At 55.9% G+C, this 17,848-nt stretch carries 18 protein-coding genes; 7 read left to right on the forward strand and 11 right to left on the reverse strand.

Annotation, left to right across the window (positions count from 1 at the left end):
• Positions 1-30 precede the first annotated feature (30 nt).
• Positions 31-918, reverse strand: a complete 888-nt coding sequence (locus K1718_RS20255; protein ID WP_265681050.1) for a LysR substrate-binding domain-containing protein — start codon at positions 916-918, stop codon at positions 31-33.
• Between the two features lie 108 nt (positions 919-1,026).
• Between K1718_RS20255 and K1718_RS20260 the strand changes: the two genes are divergently transcribed.
• Entirely contained in the window at positions 1,027-2,187 is a 1,161-nt protein-coding gene (locus K1718_RS20260) for a trans-sulfuration enzyme family protein (protein WP_265681049.1), read from the forward strand.
• 51 nt (positions 2,188-2,238) lie between these two features.
• Positions 2,239-3,216: a DMT family transporter gene (locus K1718_RS20265; protein ID WP_265681048.1), complete on the forward strand. Its 978-nt coding sequence runs from the start codon at positions 2,239-2,241 to the stop codon at positions 3,214-3,216.
• Positions 3,217-3,246: 30 nt separating this feature from the next.
• On the opposite strand, the gene K1718_RS20270 is transcribed toward K1718_RS20265, so the two are convergent.
• Both K1718_RS20270 and K1718_RS20275 read right to left on the reverse strand, forming a co-directional pair.
• Positions 3,247-3,441 carry a helix-turn-helix transcriptional regulator gene (locus K1718_RS20270; protein ID WP_265681047.1) on the reverse strand — a complete coding sequence of 65 codons (195 nt, stop codon included), beginning with the start codon at positions 3,439-3,441 and terminating at the stop codon, positions 3,247-3,249.
• A complete protein-coding gene (locus tag K1718_RS20275; RefSeq protein ID WP_152502681.1) occupies positions 3,441-3,839 on the reverse strand; it encodes a hypothetical protein in 399 nt (132 codons plus the stop codon). Before K1718_RS20275 ends, K1718_RS20270 begins: the two co-directional genes overlap by 1 nt.
• A 197-nt stretch (positions 3,840-4,036) precedes the next feature.
• On the opposite strand from K1718_RS20275, the gene K1718_RS20280 reads away from it, so the two are divergent.
• Positions 4,037-4,276, forward strand: coding sequence for a hypothetical protein (locus K1718_RS20280; protein ID WP_265681046.1), 240 nt, complete (start codon positions 4,037-4,039; stop codon positions 4,274-4,276).
• A 47-nt stretch (positions 4,277-4,323) separates the two neighbouring features.
• Positions 4,324-4,695 (forward strand): VOC family protein, encoded by a 372-nt coding sequence (locus K1718_RS20285; RefSeq protein ID WP_209006652.1) that lies wholly within the window; start codon positions 4,324-4,326, stop codon positions 4,693-4,695.
• A gap of 99 nt (positions 4,696-4,794) precedes the next feature.
• Here K1718_RS20285 and K1718_RS20290 read toward each other — a convergent pair whose 3' ends face one another.
• The 7 genes from K1718_RS20290 to K1718_RS20320 all read right to left on the reverse strand — a co-directional run bounded on the left by K1718_RS20290 (position 4,795) and on the right by K1718_RS20320 (position 12,497).
• Positions 4,795-5,184: a VOC family protein gene (locus tag K1718_RS20290; RefSeq protein ID WP_265681045.1), complete on the reverse strand. Its 390-nt coding sequence runs from the start codon at positions 5,182-5,184 to the stop codon at positions 4,795-4,797.
• Between the two features lie 215 nt (positions 5,185-5,399).
• Positions 5,400-6,824, reverse strand: a complete 1,425-nt coding sequence (locus K1718_RS20295) for a M20 family metallopeptidase (RefSeq protein ID WP_265681044.1) — start codon at positions 6,822-6,824, stop codon at positions 5,400-5,402.
• 171 nt (positions 6,825-6,995) lie between these two features.
• Positions 6,996-7,994, reverse strand: coding sequence for an ABC transporter ATP-binding protein (locus K1718_RS20300; protein WP_265681043.1), 999 nt, complete (start codon positions 7,992-7,994; stop codon positions 6,996-6,998).
• Complete coding sequence (locus tag K1718_RS20305) at positions 7,991-8,965, reverse strand: ABC transporter ATP-binding protein (RefSeq protein WP_265681042.1); 975 nt, start codon at positions 8,963-8,965, stop codon at positions 7,991-7,993. The genes K1718_RS20300 and K1718_RS20305 overlap by 4 nt, the downstream gene beginning before the upstream one ends.
• Positions 8,962-9,879, reverse strand: a complete 918-nt coding sequence (locus K1718_RS20310) for an ABC transporter permease (protein ID WP_265681041.1) — start codon at positions 9,877-9,879, stop codon at positions 8,962-8,964. The genes K1718_RS20305 and K1718_RS20310 overlap by 4 nt, the downstream gene beginning before the upstream one ends.
• Positions 9,876-10,853 (reverse strand): ABC transporter permease, encoded by a 978-nt coding sequence (locus K1718_RS20315; protein WP_152502688.1) that lies wholly within the window; start codon positions 10,851-10,853, stop codon positions 9,876-9,878. Before K1718_RS20315 ends, K1718_RS20310 begins: the two co-directional genes overlap by 4 nt.
• 60 nt (positions 10,854-10,913) lie before the next feature.
• Positions 10,914-12,497, reverse strand: a complete 1,584-nt coding sequence (locus tag K1718_RS20320; RefSeq protein WP_152502689.1) for an ABC transporter substrate-binding protein — start codon at positions 12,495-12,497, stop codon at positions 10,914-10,916.
• A 171-nt stretch (positions 12,498-12,668) separates the two neighbouring features.
• Between K1718_RS20320 and K1718_RS20325 the strand changes: the two genes are divergently transcribed.
• The gene (locus K1718_RS20325) at positions 12,669-13,580 is read left to right on the forward strand and encodes a LysR family transcriptional regulator (protein WP_209006653.1); all 912 of its coding nucleotides are present in this window, start codon (positions 12,669-12,671) and stop codon (positions 13,578-13,580) included.
• On the opposite strand, the gene K1718_RS20330 is transcribed toward K1718_RS20325, so the two are convergent.
• A complete protein-coding gene (locus K1718_RS20330) occupies positions 13,577-15,115 on the reverse strand; it encodes a M81 family metallopeptidase (RefSeq protein ID WP_265681040.1) in 1,539 nt (512 codons plus the stop codon). The two genes, K1718_RS20325 and K1718_RS20330, sit on opposite strands and share 4 nt — an antisense overlap.
• Positions 15,116-15,162: 47 nt before the next feature.
• Here K1718_RS20330 and K1718_RS20335 point away from each other — a divergent pair, with 47 nt between their 5' ends.
• Positions 15,163-16,122 (forward strand): M14 family metallopeptidase, encoded by a 960-nt coding sequence (locus K1718_RS20335; RefSeq protein WP_265681039.1) that lies wholly within the window; start codon positions 15,163-15,165, stop codon positions 16,120-16,122.
• 29 nt (positions 16,123-16,151) lie between these two features.
• Positions 16,152-17,555 carry a M20 family metallopeptidase gene (locus K1718_RS20340; protein WP_265681038.1) on the forward strand — a complete coding sequence of 468 codons (1,404 nt, stop codon included), beginning with the start codon at positions 16,152-16,154 and terminating at the stop codon, positions 17,553-17,555.
• Positions 17,556-17,848 lie beyond the last annotated feature (293 nt).

A 17,848-nucleotide genomic window follows, 5' to 3' on the forward strand; every position in this document is an offset into this window, starting at 1 on the left:
TATGCGTTTCCGCTGTGGAGCGCGCTGACATCAAACAATCGCGTTTCTCAGATCAAACAGGCATTTCGTGAAATCCCTGACCAATTTCGACCTTTGAATGTCCGGACGGAACAAGAGAAACGAACGAAAATTGACCGACGGGGCAAACGGTCGAACTTCCAACCCTCTTGCAACAAAACCTTCCACGACAAGCGGATTGACCAGCCCGACTGCGTCTCCGGCAAGCGCCAAGGCACATGTCGTTGTGGACGACGGTGTTTCCACCACATATTCGGGCGATACGCCTGCCTCGGACAAAATGGCGTCGAACCTGTCGCGTGCGCGGTCTTCTGGGGCAAGGCCGATCATCGGCTGACCGGCCAGATCTTCTGGGCCAAGAATGTCGCGCTTTGCCAATGGATGGTGGGACGACATCGCGATGACGCCGGAGAACCCGCCAAAATGGGTCGTATCGACGCCGGAGCGGTCGATCTCATCAGCGGCAAGGCCGATATCAAAGTTTCCATCGACGACCTGATTGCGGACCTGCGCCGACGGCAAGATCTGAAGCGTTATCCTGACGCGCGGATTGCTCCTTCTGAAATCCTGAATTGCCTTTGGCACCACTTCCGCGCCCAGGGCCGATAACGAAGCGACTTTCAGGTGTCCTGAACCGAAGTCCCGGATCGAGGCCGCGGCGGAGCGCAACCGATCCATACCCTTGAAACTCTCGGAAACCTCACGAAAGAACAGCTGCCCTTCTGTGGTCGGTACCATGCGACCGCGCACCCGATCGAAAAGTGTGAAACCGAGAGACGCTTCCAGTTCAGCAATGCTTCTGCTGACAGCAGGTTGCGTGATCTGCATGAGTTCAGCGGCACGAACCGTCGATCCCGAGATCATAAGGGAATGAAAGGCCTCAAGCTGTCTGAACTTCATACTCTGCGCTCACCATATATAAGTTTAGTGCATAGAATTATGCCGAACTATTAATTGTTTACCAGTCTGGATTTTGCTGTAGTCGGGAAAACATTCAGAGGAAGACCCATGCGCGACGCGACAAGCTGCACGATCCACCCTGCCGTTGACCTGTCGGAGTTTTCAAGCCTGACAGTGCCGACGTATCGCGCATCCACAATCGTGTTTGAAGATGCGCGGTCCTATGCAACGCGCACTCAGCGGGACCTCGACAGCTATTTTTACGGTTTGCACGGAACACCGACGACGCGAACGCTGGAAGCGCAGATCACAAAGCTGGAGAACGGCCTTCGGTCGGTCATCGTGCCTTCAGGCCAGGCCGGAGCGACAATCGTCTTTTTAAGTGTTCTGCACCCGGGAGACACAGTCCTTGTTCCCGACAACGTTTACCCGCCCGTTCTTGATTTTTGCGTCAACTATCTGGAACCGCGCGGCATCCATCACAAGATCTATCGTCCCGACGGCGAAGGCATCGAAGATCTGATTGATCCGTCAGTCAAACTGATCTGGGCGGAAACGCCCGGATCAACAACCATGGAACTGCAGGATTTGCGAATGATCGCTGCCCTTGGCAAGCGACATGGCATCTTGACTGGAGCCGACAATACCTGGGCCACTCCCTTGCAGCTGAAACCCTTGGATCTCGGCATCGACTTTTCAATGCAAGCGCTATCCAAATATGTGGGCGGGCATTCGGACCTGCTGCTCGGATCCATTTGCGTCAACGATCTGGAACTGCGCAAAAAGCTGCGCGACACCATGAGAATGCTCGGCATTGGCGTCTCACCCGATGAAGTATCGCTTGCACTACGGGGTATCGAGACGATGGCGGTGCGGCTTGCACACGTGGGAAAAGTCGCGCTGAACCTTGCTGAAGAACTGGCATCCCGCCTTGAGGCTGGATCAGTGCTGCATCCTGCGCTTCCGGGGTTTCCCCAACATTCGCTTTGGAAACGCGACTTTTCAGGCGCGAGCGGGGTTTTCAGTGTAGTCCTGAGTGAACGCCAGGAACGTCGCCTGGATGAAGGGCTTGATCAGCTCAAAGTCATGGCAATTGGCGCGAGCTGGGGCGGGACACGCAGTCTGGTTGCTCCCATGTCGGTAAAAGACGCGAGGAAGTTCGGGCAAGCGGAACATCAGCGGATCTTTTTGCGGATCAATGTTGGTCTGGAGGACCAGGAGGATCTGCGTGCAGATCTCAACAATCTGTTCGACATTCTATCAAAGTAAGCGGCCCATCGTCGAGTGAGTCGAACGGTTGAAGGTAAGGATTGGAGCAGAATGACCGCGACATTTGCTACACCCACAAGACAATCCGCTGACATTCACCTTCGCTGGATTGGTCGGCTAGTCGGAATGAAGCTGACCGGCACTTCCGGTGGTCCACAGACAAAAACACTGGGCCTTGTCTCTGGTGCTGTTGTTTTGTGGGCGAGTTGGCCGGCGCTTGCAACGGCGGTCGGTCCTGCACCGCCATTCCTGACCTTGGGTGCATCAGCACTGATCGGATTTTTGTTCTCCCTTTTGCTGGCAGCTCGAAAAGGTGCAGCTCACACATTCCTGTCCTTGCCGTTCAAGACGATGGTTTTCGTTGCCCTTGGGCTGATGGGCAACAACGCATTCTATATTGCCGCCATTGGACGGATCGGGCCGGCTGAGGCCAATGTCGTCCACTATCTCTGGCCGGTCTTTCTCGTGCTGCTCGCGTCCATGTTGCAGCAGCGCTTGCCGTCTTTGCTTCAGGCGCTTGGCGTTGCTTTCGGGTTTATGGGGGTTGCGGTTGCCCTCTATCCTCAGATGGCAGGAAGCCTTGATGGCATTGGGGTGCTGCTTGGTGTCTGTGGCGCTCTGACCTTCGCGGTCTATTCTGTCGGTCGCTCTCTGGCCAGGATCGAAACGAATGTCGTCGGGCCATCGCTCGGACTTGCCGGGCTCGCCGCACTCAGCGCACATTTTGCCATCGAACCTGCCTACTGGCCGTCCGCCACGGAATGGCTTGCGATCGTTCTCATGGGCATCGGCCCGTTCACGGTTGCAAATATGTTGTGGGACAAAGCCACGCGATCAGGTTCTGCAGCGGCAATTTCCAGCTTCGCCTTTCTGACCCCGCTTGTCGCCATGGGGCTGCTGGCTGCGTTCGGACTTGGCAATGTTACCTCAAACACAATTGTTGGAGCGCTGTTTGCCATCGCCGGAGCCTTGTTGAGTTCAACTTCCAGGCGAAGCGCAACACCTGGCCAGCGCGAAGGTAAAGACTGAACATCATCGGCTTGAAAGTTGAGCTGCCTGTCATTCGCTTGCTTCAAAAATATCTTCAATCTTCTTTTCAAACAGCTGAGCGATCTTGAAGGCCAACGGCAGCGATGGATCGTAGCGTCCCGCCTCGATGGCGTTGATGGTTTGCCGGGAAACACTCAAGTAGTCCCCGAGGACAGCCTGGGACCAGCCCCGTTCTGCCCGCAGGGCCTTCAAGTGGTTCTTCATCAAAACACGCCTTCACGTTTCGATATCAGCGTGGTCGCCAAGCCCTGCACCGCCCAGAAGATCGGCAACAGCCAGAACACCGGTAGTCTCGGTACGTCAGCCAACCTTTCCAGCTGTCCCCATCCCGATGCGATCATCATCACGCAGGCTATTCCAACGAGCGTTCCCTTGATTTGTATCAGGCGAAGAAATTCGTCGAGTTCCATCGCAAATCGCCATTGCGCCCAAAATGCAATGAAAATTGCCACTATCGGGATGAGCGCCAGTGCGTAGAGCGAATAAGCAGGAAGCGTTTCACTACCTGGGTACCATCGGATCGATGCTGTTCCGACAATGTAGACGATCATCGCCGGGATGAAGATCTTAAAGAAGCGGGAAGTCGCCTGTTCCGTCGTCATGATGAGTTCTCCGAAAATGGAAAGCCTCCTTTACATATCGATAATTCAACGCAATGTAAAGGTCACTTTACATCATTGCGATAGAACCAACGCCCCTGGCGAGCAACATTTGTCGATGCGTTTGAAGCATTGCCACTTTAAGGCGTCACCGTTCTGACCTACACTTTGATCCCAATCAGCAACGGGCTTGGCAGGACATGCTCATTCCAAATCTGAAACGCATCAAGGTCTCGTCCGTTCAGGAACTGAGAAGTTGGCTCGGCAAAAGCCCTATCCAAAACCAAAGGGTCATGATCGTCACGTGCAACAAGACTTCGGCCAGAAAGTTCTTGAGCCGGGAGAGCGTGCAGAAAACGCTGGCCGAATATGGCTGGGCTGTTGAAACGCGTTATACTTTGAATGGAAATCTGGTGGGTCACGTCGCCTCGCTCTCTTGACGCCCATTTTGATGGAGACGCCAAAAACACCGCTTGTGAAGACGCTTATGTCAAAGTCATTTCAATGCTCTGCCGTTTACCCGACACTTGCCGTGCCCAATGTTCTGGACACCTGCAACTGGTATGTCGACCATCTCGGCTTCACTATCAGGTTCGTTTGGGGTGAGCCGCCAACGCATGGCGCTGTTCTGCTTGACAAGGCCTGCGTACATTTCTGGCAAGGTGAGCCTCAGCTTGGTGCGAACTGGCTCTATTTTGACGTGAATGACCTGGATGTTGTTTACGCCCGCGCAACGACCAGTCGGGTGAACATCACCCGCGCTCCGGAAACCTATCCGTGGGGAATGCGCGAGTTCAACGCCGTCGATTTAAATGGGTACAACATCCGATTTGGGCAGCACATGGGTTCTGACGGCTGACCGCCTTAAACCGACTGGAAGAGGTCGCAGTCTTCTTGTTTCGAGCAGAGCCCGAGCTGATCACTGTAACACTATTTGGAAATTCACCAGCCCAGGCAGCTAGGTCGCCTCAGGGGAATGGCAAACGGCCTCGATGTTGTGCCCGTCAGGATCGAGAACGAAAGCTCCATAATAGTCGTTGTGATAGTGGGGCCTCAAGCCGGGTGCACCGTTGTCCCTGCCTCCAGCGTGGAGTGCTGCGGCGTAAAACGCATCAACGCTTGCACGGTCTTTCGACGTCAATGCGATATGCAGCATTCCCCGTGTCGCATTTTCTTCCGCAAGCCAAAACCAGGGCCTGTCGTCGCCGTAACCTGCGACCTTCACGCCGCCTGTGTGTTCCAACGGCACTTCAAACAACCGTTTCACCCCTAGCGGTGCGAATGCCTGATCATAGAATTCCACCGACCGAGCGAAGTCAGTCACACCAAAGGTTACGTGGTCTATCACAGAGCTTCTCCAGATCCCGGTTTTACGTTGCTCAAGGTCTAGCACTTATCTTGCGCAAAGGATGCTCTGTTCAACTTAACTGGAAAGCGAGCCAGAGTTTGCTTTGGTCGTTTTGCGATGACGACAAATTCCGCATTGAGCCAGTTCTTTCCGGCCAAGCTTGACGCTTCGCAGCACAAAGACACAGCACGGCGCACTCATATCTCGCCCGGAAACTACTGATTGCTCATGGCTTTCAGTGGCGGCGAAACATCGTCCGGGATCGGGCAGGCGTAGGGATCTCGTTCCAGAGTGTTCTTGTGAGCCTCGATCGCGTTTTCGAGGACTTTAGTGTCTTCAAAGAGATCAACCGCTGTGCCGGCCATGATCTTAGCCGCCTGTGTCATGCCCTTGTGCGCCGCAGGTGCCTTGCCTTGTGCAGTCAGTTGCCATGTGTGGAACGGGGTTCCAACCGCGCAGGTTGCCACGCGTGCCTGAACGGTCGGGACCGCCCAGCTGACATCGCCGACATCGGTCGACCCCTCCCCGCCTTCGCTTTGCCGGTCAAGCGGAGCGATAAAATCACAAAGTGCCAGGTCCGGGTCGACGTCCGCTCCAATCCGGCGGAAGGAGACGGTGATATTGTCTTCGCTGAGTGTCTCGCGGATCTTTTCTGCGAACTCGCGATCACTGTCGTCGAAATCCGGTGCACCGAGCCGCTCCATATTGCGTTGCATGGTTTCTTCCAACGGGCGATTGCCGAGGAGGTTCGAGACACCGCTTACCACGCTGGTTTCAACCCGTGTTTCAGTCATTAGCGCAGCACCTTCGCCTATTTTGCGCACACGCTCGATCAGATCTCGCAACTCCTTCAGATTGCGCGCCCGGACAAGCTGGCGCACGGTTGCCTTGGACTGCACGACATTTGGAGCAATGCCTCCGGCGTCCAGATAGGCGTAGTGCACCCTGGCATCATCGGGCATATGCTCGCGCATGTAGTTGACACCGACATTCATCAGTTCGATCGCATCAAGTGCGCTGCGGCCAAGTTCCGGCGCACCGGCGGCATGCGCAGCGCGTCCGTGGAAGGTAAAATCAATCCGGGTGTTGGCGAGTGAGCGTGCTTCGTTGACCGCTGTGAAAGTTGCCGGGTGCCAGGAAATTGCCGCATCCACGTCGTCGAAAAGGCCTTCGCGCACCATGAAGGTCTTGGCAGCACCTCCCTCTTCGGCCGGACAGCCATAATACCGAACGCGACCCTTGAGACCGCGTTCTGCAAGGTAGTCCTTGACAGCAGAGGCTGCCATGAGTGCAGCCGATCCCAGAAGATTGTGCCCACAGCCATGACCTGGTCCGCCTGTTTCCACCGGCTCGTGCTCGGCAACCCCTGCGACCTGTCCAAGCTCGGGAAGAGCATCAAACTCTCCAAGAATTGCGATCACCGGTCCTTCGTCGCCAGCCTCACCGACAATTGCGGTCGGTATTCCAGCAATACCTTCGCTGATCCGGAAACCTTCCTGCTCAAGCATTTTCTTGTGTTCAGCCACCGATTTGAATTCGGTATATGCGATCTCCGGGAGGTCAAAAACGCGGTCTGACAGACCGATATAGTCCTCACGGCGTTTATCCACCAGATCCCAGACCCGATCAGTGTTTTTCATGTTTTCCTCCAAGAATTGGCAATAGATCTGCGTCACCGCGAAGATGCGGAGCAGCAGTCATTCGATTAGTTCTGTCGTTGTCCACCAGGCTGGCCGGCCCGAGCGGACATGGGCACGCGCCCGCGTCCAGTCAGCTACGGGACAAAGGGCCAGGATTTCCGGTGACTGAGATCATGTGTCCTTCCAATAGTGGCAGGCGACCGAACGCGCATTTCCGAAACTCTCAAGACCTGGTTGCTCTTGGCGACAGAGGTCCTTTGCATGCGGACAGCGCGGGTTGAAGTAACACCCGTCCGGCGGCGCCAGCGGAGATGGAATTTCTCCTTCGATTGGAGCGAAGTCGCGTTTGCGCTGATCGAGACGCGGCGCTTCTGCCAACAGAGCGCGCGTATATGGGTGCTTGGGTGCGCTGAATATGTCTTCGGTCGAAGCGCTTTCTACAATCCGGCCGAGATACATGATGGCAACACGGTCAGCGATATGCTCAACGACACTAAGGTCATGGCTGATGAACAGATAAGTCAATCCGAACTCTTCGCGCAGATCCATGAAGAGGTTGATTACCTGGGCCTGGATGGAAACATCCAGTGCGGCAATCGCCTCATCGCAGACAAGAAATTTCGGCTTGACGGCAAGTGCTCTGGCAATACCGATACGCTGTCTCTGACCACCGGAGAACTGGTGGGCGTAGCGCTTCTTCAAGGAAGGATCGAGCCCCACCTTCCGCATGATATCGTCGACGTAGTCAGACGCTTCAGAGCGGGAGACAATGCCATGGACCCTTGGGGCCTCACCAATGATATCCTCAACCCGCATTCTCGGGTTCAGGCTGGCAAACGGGTCCTGAAAGATCATCTGTACGGCAAGGGTCGCCGCCCGTTTGTCAGCGCTCGACATGGTTGCGACATCAGACCCCTGAAAGAGAAGCCGTCCGGCACTAGGTGCGTGAATACCGGCCACGACACGGCCAAGGGTGGATTTACCGCAGCAAGATTCCCCGACCAGACCAAGGACCTCACCCTGACGGATCTCGAGATTGACCTCGTCCACGGCGTGAACGACTTCCTCATGGATATCTGCTCCGAGTTTCCGGGCAATCTTTCCGGCAACATCGAGCCGCTTTGCGAAGCGTTTGGAGACGTCTTTGATTTCTACCAACGGGGTCGTCATTCTGCGGCCACCTGTGACTGGGGGTGGTAACAGCGCAGTTCGCGGCTTGCCACCTGCTCCACTGGAGGCGGCACCTGACACGCGTCGCTGGCAAAGCCGCAACGGGGTGAAAAGGCGCATCCTTCAGGAAGCGCCAGCATGTTCGGTGTCATGCCCTCGATCTGGAACAGGCGCTCCCCTCGGTTGTTTGCCGTCGGAACGGACCCAAGCAATCCGACCGTATAAGGGTGAAGCGGCCGGTCGATAATGTCGTCGGTCTCTCCCTGCTCGACAATCTTGCCGGCATACATGACAGAAATCCTGTCGGCGAGGCCGGCAACGACTGCTAGATCGTGCGTGATCCAGATCATCGCCGTCCCGGTTTGTTTCGTCAGTTTCTGCGCCTCATAAATGATCTGCGCCTGAATGGTCACGTCGAGGGCTGTGGTCGGCTCATCTGCGATGATCAGATCCGGTTTGTTCAGGAAGGCAATGGCGATGGACACACGCTGGCGCATGCCGCCTGACAGTTGGTGCGGATAAGCCCGGAGACGCTCTTCCGGCGAGGGAATACCAACCAGTCCAAGCGCGTCACGGCAGCGCTCCCATGCTTCCTTCTTGGGCACGGCTTCATGTGCCAGGATCGCTTCCATCATTTGCGTATCGATGCGCAAGACCGGATTGAGCGTCATCATAGGATCCTGAAAGATCATTGAAATCCGATTGCCGCGTATGGATTTGAGCGTCTCCTCGGGAGCGCCCGCGATATCCTCACCGTTGAACCTGATGGCGCCGTCAACGATCCGGCCAGGCTGATCAATCAGGCCGATGATGGAAAAGCCCGTAATCGACTTGCCAGAGCCCGATTCACCAACGAGACCCATGACCTCGCCTTTTCGCACCGAAAAATCGACGCCATCGACAGCCTTTACGACACCGGCGTGGGTGAAGAAATGCGTCTTCAGACCGCTTACTTCCAGGACAGCCGTCATTTCTTCATCCTCGGATTGAGAACGTCGCGCAGCTGGTCGCCGACGAGGTTGATCGATGCAACGGTCAAGAGCAGCGCGATGCCGGGAAAAACGGAAATCCAGTACCGGCCAGACAACATGTACTCAAAGCCGTTGGCGATCAGTACGCCAAGCGATGGCTCGGTTTGCGGCAGTCCAACACCAAGAAAAGAGAGGGTTGCCTCAAGAGAAACGGCATGTGCGGTCTGTACCGTGCCGACCACGATCAGCGGAGCAAGACAATTGGGCAAAATGTGCCTGAAGACAACGCGCATCCTGGAAAGGCCAAGGCATTGCGCCGCTTCAACATATTCCTTGCCGCGTTCCACCAGTGCCGTCGCCCGGACGGTTCGCGCGTAATAGGCCCATTGCGCAACCACGAGCGCGAGGATGATCTTGTCGACGCCTTTACCGAGCGCGGCGACCAGCATCAGAGCAACCAGGGAGGCGGGGAAAGACAGTTGCAAGTCCACCACTCTCATGATGATTGCTTCCGTCCGGCCGCCGGAATAGGCAGCGATCAGTCCAACCGCCATACCAATAAAAAGAGCAATCACGCCTGAGGCCAAGCCGACCGAAATTGAGATCCGCAGGCCATACAGGATCGCCGAATAGAGATCTCTTCCAGCACCATCCGAGCCAAGCCACATGGTGTAACCGGCAAAGGCTTCAGAACCTGGCGGTAGTCGGCCATCCAGGACATCGACCTGCCCCAGGTCATAGGGGTTTTGGGGTGTTATCCAGGGTGCTAGCACCGCCAGGAGAATAATGACCATCAGGATAACGAACGCCGAGGCCGCAATGCGGCTTTCGAAGAACTCGGCCCTGAACCGCTGAAACGGCGTTTCGACCTTGGCCGTTACCTGTCCTGATGTCTGGATCGTTGTATCGGTCATGCGCCCTGATCCTGTAGGCGGACCCTCGGGTCCAGAATGGAATAGAGTATGTCAACGACCAGATTGATCAGGACAAAGAACAGAACCATGATCATCAGGTAGGCCACGACCACAGGGCGATCGAGTTGCAGGATTGCGTCGATCAGCAACTTGCCCATGCCTGGCCAGGCGAAAATCGTCTCCGTCACGACCGAGAACCCGATCAGACTGCCGAATTCCAGCCCCATCACGGTCACCACCGGGATCATGATGTTTTTCATCACATGCACGAAAATGATGCGACTGGTCGAAACGCCCTTGGCGCGGGCATATTTGACGTAGTCCTGGCCCATCGCCTCGCGGACCCCTGCCCGCGTCAGCCGGATTGCCAGGGAAATCTTCAAGAGCGACAAGTTAAGGGCCGGCAGAAAGATGTGTCGGATCCCGTCCCAAGTGGCCAGACTTGTCTGAATTCCAAAAATCGATGCCGTGTCGCCACGGCCCGTTGAAGGCAGCCACCCAAGTTCGACGGCAAACAGAAGTATCAGCATCAGGCCAACCCAGAAGGTCGGTAACGAGAAGCCGAGAATGGACCCGGCCATGATGCCTTTTGACACCGGGTTGTCGGGATAAAGTCCGGAGAAAAGACCCAGCGGAATGCCGAGGACGATCGATAAAAACAGCGCGCTGAATGCCAGCTCCAGCGTTGCCGGCATGTGGTGAAGGATCAGTTTTAAAGCCGGTTCACCGAAGACGAAGGAATCTCCGAGATTGCCCTGAGCTGCACCTTTCAGAAAAAGGAAGTACTGCTCCCAAATCGGACGATCGAGCCCCAGTCGGCGGATAGCTGCTTCAATATCTGCCTGATCCGCATCAGGACTGACGAACATATAGACCGGGTCGCCGACGATATTCACGCCGAAAAAGACGATCACGGACATGAGAAAGACGACAAAGAACGCCTGCATCAACCGACGGATGACGAATACAGTCATGGGGATTTCCCGACTTAAGGAAGGCCCGGGCCACTACAGGTAGCGGCCCGGAAGGATCGACTATTCCTTCACGACACCCGTTGCGAGGGTGTATTCGTCGGTCCGCGGAATGTACTTCAAGCCCTTCTTGGCTGCCCAGGTATTGACCTGGAAATGCGTCGGGATGATTGCAACATCCTCAATGGCCATTTCGGTGGATTTGGCCAACAGGTCCTGACGCTTCTCGTCGTCCACGGTGCTCAGAGCTTCCTCGATCAGCGCATCGATCTCCGCATTGGAGTGCCGACCACGATTGGAAGACCCGAAGCCCTTATCCTTGTCATAGGTGTGGATGAGAGACTTGAGCGGCGAAGACGCTTCACCCGACCCAGCACCCCATCCAACGAGGATGAAGCTGAACTCGGGCAGTCCGTCCGGGCTGCCGCGAGAAGCGCGCCCGAAATAGACAGAACGCGGCATTGTCTCAACCGCCGTCTTGATGCCAATTCTTGTCAGCATCTGGCCAATTGCCTCGGCGATCTTGGCATCGTTGATGTAGCGATCATTCGGGCCGTGGATGGTCATCTGGAAACCGTCACCATAACCGGCTTCCGCCAGCAAAGCCTTCGCCCCTTCAGGATCGTATGCAACAGGTTGCAGTTTGTCAGAGACGCCGAAAAAGCCTTCCGGCAGCAGCTGTCCGGCAGGCAGCGCCACGCCTTCCATCACGCGTTCCACGATGGCATCACGGTTGATTGCCTTCGAGATTGCCAGTCGAACGCGCTGATCCATAAGCGGGTTCTTGATAGCGCCGCCATCATTGTTCTTGACGAAGGGAGAGTCTTCGCGGAACTGATCCATATGCAAGTAGATGACGCGGTTTGAAACGCCCTGGCTCAATTGAATGTCGTCTTTTGACTCAAGCGTTTTGATGTCCGTTGTCGGAACACCCGCGATCATGTCCACATCACCGGCCAACAACGCCGCGACACGGCTCGGTCCGGACTTGATCGGACGGAATTCCACTTCGCTCCACACTGGAGCATCGCCCCAATAGTCCTCATTGCGAACAAGTGTGATGCTTTCGCCGGGCTTATAGTTCGAGAACTTGAAAGGACCGGTTCCGACAGCTGCGGTGCCGGCATTAAAATCTTCCGTTGCAGCCCCGCATCCGGCACTGTCGGAAATAACCGGAATGGTCGAAATATCGTTTGCCATCAGCGGGTAAGGCGCTTCAGTGATGGCATGTACCGTGTAATCGTCGATCTTCTTGAAGGTCTTGCCTTTCAAGTACGTTCCATAACCGGACGGCGAATTCGGCACCTCTGGTGCTCGTTCCATGGTGCAAATGACATCGTCAGCATTGAAGTCACTGCCGTCATGGAATTTGACGCCTTCGCGCAGTTTGAATTCCCAGGTCAGATCGTCAATCGGCTTCCAGGAGACAGCGAGGCCCGGCGACAGGCGCTGCTTCTCGTCCTGTGCGATCAGGCGATCGAACAGGTGAACCGACATTGCGTTGTTCGGTCCCAAGTTGTGAAAATGAGGATCCATAGACGTTGGTTCGGACGCCAGGCCAATGGTGAGCTTCTCTGCGAAAGCCGCTCCGGTAAACAACGCCAGAGCGCTTACTGTAGCCGCAGCCGCGGCTGTAAGTTTTATCATGACTGTGTAACTCCCTCGGAAGGTGCGGTGTCCTTTTCCGGACTTTTTGCCGCACGATGAAAAGGATGTTAGCTTGCAGAAAATTCATTGCCAACAGTAAAGTTAATGCATTTTTGCATAGGCCAATTCAACATAACCAACCACCCTCCTCACGCTGGAAACACGACATTCATGGCAGAACACCGTCACAGACTGCGAGAAATGGAGGCGCTAAGAGCGCTTGTGACGACTGGGACAACAATCGGGGCCGCACGAAGACTGGGGGTCTCGCAGTCCTCCATCAGCCGGGCATTGGGACAACTGGAACAGCGCGTTGGACGCAGCCTCTTTTTGCGCAGCTCCGGCAAGATCGAACCGACGGCTGCTGCGCTAAGGCTGAATGAACAACTCGATCCGCTCTTTGAAACGCTCGCTCTGATCGAAGGCGCGGAGTGGGCAGCGGCGGACGAAGAACCTTTGCGCCTTATCGTACCGCCCACCTTGGCGCATAATTTTGTCATCAAGCAGGTTGCAGCCTTTTTGAAGCAAAACCCGGGCAAAAGCCTTCAACTGGATATTCAAGCAACGGACGTGCTTGTCTCAGGCATCCTGGACCTGCGGTATGACCTTGGCCTGACCAGCGCCATGATCCAGCGTTCCGGTGTGACACTTGTGCCCTGGCGGCGGTCGCAGGTCGTGTGCGCCATGCCAACCGGCCATCCTCTGGAACAGAAAGAGATCATCACCCCGTCCGACCTTGAAGACGTTGAACTCATCGAGTTCTTGAGGCGGCTCGGAACGCGAGCAATCACAGAACAGGTCTTTGCCCGGGCGGGTGTTCGCCCGCGCACCGTTGCTGAAACTGCAACAAACATGGCAGCGCTTGAATTGGTCCGGGAAGGCCTTGGTGTCACGCTCCTCAATCCCTTTCCGGTATTGGCCGGGGGGATGGCGGATATCACGGTCAGGCCGTTCGACGCGCCAATCACCTACAACACCAGCTTCGTCTTGCCGACCGGGCGACAGCCCTCCGAGCTCGCCCAGCAATTTATGGAATATGTCAAAGTCACCACTCCGCCTGACGAATACTCGGAGACCGTTTAGCTTTGGTCGGCGCTCTCCCAATTTGTGTCCGGGTCCAATGGGAAACTCGGACGTGGAAGAAACTCAAAGGGCCAGCGCTCAAGCACCGGGCTGGTCAGGCCAGCGGTGTCGATTTCGAAAACCTGATCGGGTGCGAACCATTTCGCAAATCCGGCACGGAAATGTCCTCGGGACTTGACCACCACGCACTTGGCGCTGTCGACGTCCAACCCAAGCATATGGAAAAACACCGGGTCCGCCGTCTGTGTACGATCGGAAATGACAACAACGCGGACCCCGCCGAGATCGAGAGCTGCACAAGGCCCGAGATGAAGCCGGCGGCCCTTTGTCATGCCGCGTTCCCCCACAACATTGCCGTCATGCAAGGCAAGCACCTTGGCCGAAGCATCGAACGGCATGTCCCATTTCTCCCAGACCTCAGCACCCGCGCTGCGGTTGAACCTCGCGGTAAAACTGGCACCAACGCCAACCGCATGAGCTTCATGGGCAAGGTCAGGATCGAAAAACGAACCATAAAGAACGCGATCAGCACCGCTTTCCTTGAGCGCTGCAAGAAGCTCCGTCGTGCGCCCCGATCCACCGCCCCCTGGGTTGTCGCCGGCGTCAGAAAAGATCACCGGCAATTTTCCGGGACCGAGCGCAATCGCAGTAGCCTGTTGCACCGAAGTCAGAGCGCGCGAGAAGCTTTCTCGTTGGTTCCAGGCGCGCTGCGCAATTTCCAGAGCCAGATCATCTGCGAGCTTCTGATCCTCTCGCGCTGTCACGACCACGCTCAAGCCGTTGTCCGGCGTGTCGGAAAATACAAAATTGCCGAACACCGAGACATTGATAATCGCACTGCCCAGCTCTGCCTGTCTTTGCTGCCCGAAATTGATCAACTCACCGTAAGGAGCCTCGGCACTCAAGAGGGTCACGGAGGCCGGAACGATCGGTGGTTTTTGAAGCGCTGTCTTCGGCCTTCTTCCGCTTGCCAGGCAACGCCGCAACGAAAAGGCTGCTTCTTCTCCTCGTTCAATCATATCGACATGAGGATTGGTCCGGTAGCCAACGATCAGGTCGCAAGCGTCTGCCATCTTCGGCGAAATGTTTGCGTGAAGATCGAGCGTACTGACAATGATCGGCTCTTGACCGACACGCGACCGGACACGCTCCATCAGCTCTCCATCGGGGTCGTGAAAATGTTCGGCGACCATGGCGCCGTGATTGCAAATGTAGACCGCATCGACTGGCCCCGCTTCGGTCAATTGAGCGATTGCACTGTCGGATATTTTTTCAAACACCTCCCGTTCAACGGGCCCCGCCGGGTGACTGGCTGCAAGCGTACAGGGCACCGGTTGCCAGGGACCCGTCGCATCCATGGCGCGGACAAATGCGGCGAACTCGGCAGCAAGCGCAGGAGTTTCCGAGCGGGCTTCTTCAAGCAGTTCTTCGCCAGCCATCCATGTCAGCGAACGAAAGTCTTCTTCCCTTGCCGGACGCGCGAAGCGGTTCGATTCCAAAATCATGCCCAGCAAAGCAACCTTGGGTGTGTGCACCAGTGTCTCTCCTCACTCCTGTCTTAATGAAAAAGGAGCACGTTCCCGTGGCCGAAATCAACATTCCGAACGAATACCCAGTTGAACTCAAGGCTCCCGATCTTTCGCCATACAAGTCCGGAAATTCAGGTATCCCCTACATCTGGCGGTTTGACAGCGGCAAGGCTGGGGCAAATGTCATGATCAGCGCGATTGTTCATGGCAACGAGCCTTGCGGAGCGATTGCGCTCGACTGGTTACTGAAAAGAGACGTGAGGCCGGCGGCTGGCAGCCTGACCTTGGCCTTCATGAACATTGCTGCCTATGAGGCCTTCAACCCGGCAGACCCGAATGCAACAAGGTGGATTGACGAGGACTTCAACCGGGTCTGGGATGTCGCGGTACTTGAAGGAGACCGAGAAAGTGTCGAATTGCGCAGAGCGCGGGAGGTTCGACCGGCGCTGACTGACATCGATTACCTCCTCGACATTCACAGTATGCAGCATCTTGCACCCCCGTTGATGATGTCGGGTCGCCAGAAACGCGCAAAGACACTCGCAAGGAGCGTTGGCGTGCCGGAACGGGTCGTTGGTGATGCAGGCCATGCCGAAGGTCGTCGCATGCGTGACTATGGAGCTTTCGACGATCCTGATGCGGGAAATACAGCGCTTTTGATCGAATGCGGTCAGCATTGGCAGGCTTCGGCAGAGGATCTTGCAAAGGAGGCTGCTATCCGTTTTCTGGTCGCCACACGGACACTTGGCAAGGAGACATTAGCGGGATTTTCCAAACCGAGTGTCGCGCAATCCGCATTCACCGTTGTTGAGGCAATCACCATTCAAAACGAAGAATTCGTCTTTTCAAAACCGTTTTCAGGGGGAGAAGTTATCGCGCAGAAAGGAACATTGATCGGATATGATGGGACAACTCCCGTTCGAACGCCTGAAGACGATCTCATGCTCGTGATGCCTTCCAAGCGCCTCTGGCGCGGACAGACGGCGGTAAGATTGGCAAGGCGTGATACCTGACAAGATTTTTTAACTGAGGGAGGTCGCAAATGGCGACGCGCGAGGCGGCGATCAAGGCTGTATCCAACTATTTCGACACAGGTGAATTTCAGGCCGAACTGGCCGAAAGGGTGGCGGTGCGAACATCGAGCAGGGAACTCGAGCACCAAAAGGAGCTGACACGATATTTGGATGACCTGATGCGGGCCCGCTTTGAGGCGATGGGATTTTCGGTCGAGATTTATCCCAATGAAATGCTTGAGCGCGCGCCGTTTTTGGTGGCAAAACGCATTGAGGACCCTGCCCTGCCCACACTGTTTTGCTACGGACATGGTGACACAGTGCCCGGAGAAGACGGATGCTGGAGCGAAGGGCGTGACCCCTGGGCCCTGACGGTCGCCCAAACGCCATCCGGTGAACGGTGGTTCGGTCGTGGAACAGCGGACAACAAGTCCCAACATGCCATCAACATGGAAGCCCTGCGCCACGTTCTCCAAACACGTGGCAAACTTGGATACAACGTCACCTTTCTGATCGAGACGGCGGAGGAAATGGGGTCTCCGGGCCTTGGAGAGTTCTGCCGAGAAAACCGCGACCTGCTGGCAGCCGATCTGCTGATCGCCTCCGATGGCCCTCGTTTTTCAACGGACGGACCGGATATCAAGCTCGGCACCCGGGGCAGTCTGAACCTTCGCTTCAGACTGGAGTTTCGCGACGGCGGACACCACTCCGGCAATTGGGGTGGTTTGCTTGCCAATCCCGCAATCGTGCTCATGCATGCTCTCACCACTCTTGTGAGCCGAACAGGTGAAATCCTTCATCCCGGTTTGAAGCCGGATGAAATCAAGCCATCAGTCCGCGCTGCCTTGGCCAATGTGACAGTTACTTCCGGACCCGACGATCCTGAAATCGATCCCTGGTGGGGTGAATCCGGGCTGAGCGGGGCGGAAAAGGTGTTCGGTTGGAACACCTTTGAGGTGTTGTCCTTCATCACCGGCGATCCTGTGAAAACTCAGAATGCCGTGCCACCCTTCGCGGAAGCCATCTGTCAGATACGCTTCGTGGTCGATACAGATCCCGATACTTTCCTTCCACTGATCCGCGAACATCTTAAAGCGCAAGGATTTGACGGGATCACCGTTGAACCGGCCCGCATGTCGATGCTGCGCGCATCTCGACTGGATCCTGAGCACCCGGCAGTGGCTTGGGCCGTCACTTCAATTGAACAGACAACAGAAAAACCGGTTACGGTCATCCCAAACGCGGGCGGCTCACTGCCGAACGATATTTTCCTCAACATCATTGGCATGCCCACGATCTGGGTTCCGCACAGCTACACAGGCTGCTCCCAACATGCCCCCGATGAGCATGTGCTGCCGCATTTGATGAAAGAAGGTCTGCAGATGATGACAGGGCTGTTTTGGGATCTCGGCGACGGATTTCCCGAAGGCTGAGGCCACACATAAAGGGATCCTTCAGCGCGCACACTTCAAGACTTGGATCTCGAAAATGAGGGCAATTTAGGCCCTCACTTTCGCGCGCCGAATCGCCACCCCCAAAAATTGCAACAGCGAATTGATACACCTCAATGCCGATGTGCTCAATTTTTTTGTAACTAGTTACATCGCATGACTTCTGTGCGAGGTGCCTCCAAGGTTTTCTGATGAAAATTGAACACGTTACCTCAGCTCCGGATTGAGTTCCGGGCGCAATTTCGTGTCTCTGCCTTGCGGCGCAAATTCCTAAA

The organism is Roseibium porphyridii, assembly GCF_026191725.2.
Lineage (GTDB): Bacteria > Pseudomonadota > Alphaproteobacteria > Rhizobiales > Stappiaceae > Roseibium > Roseibium porphyridii.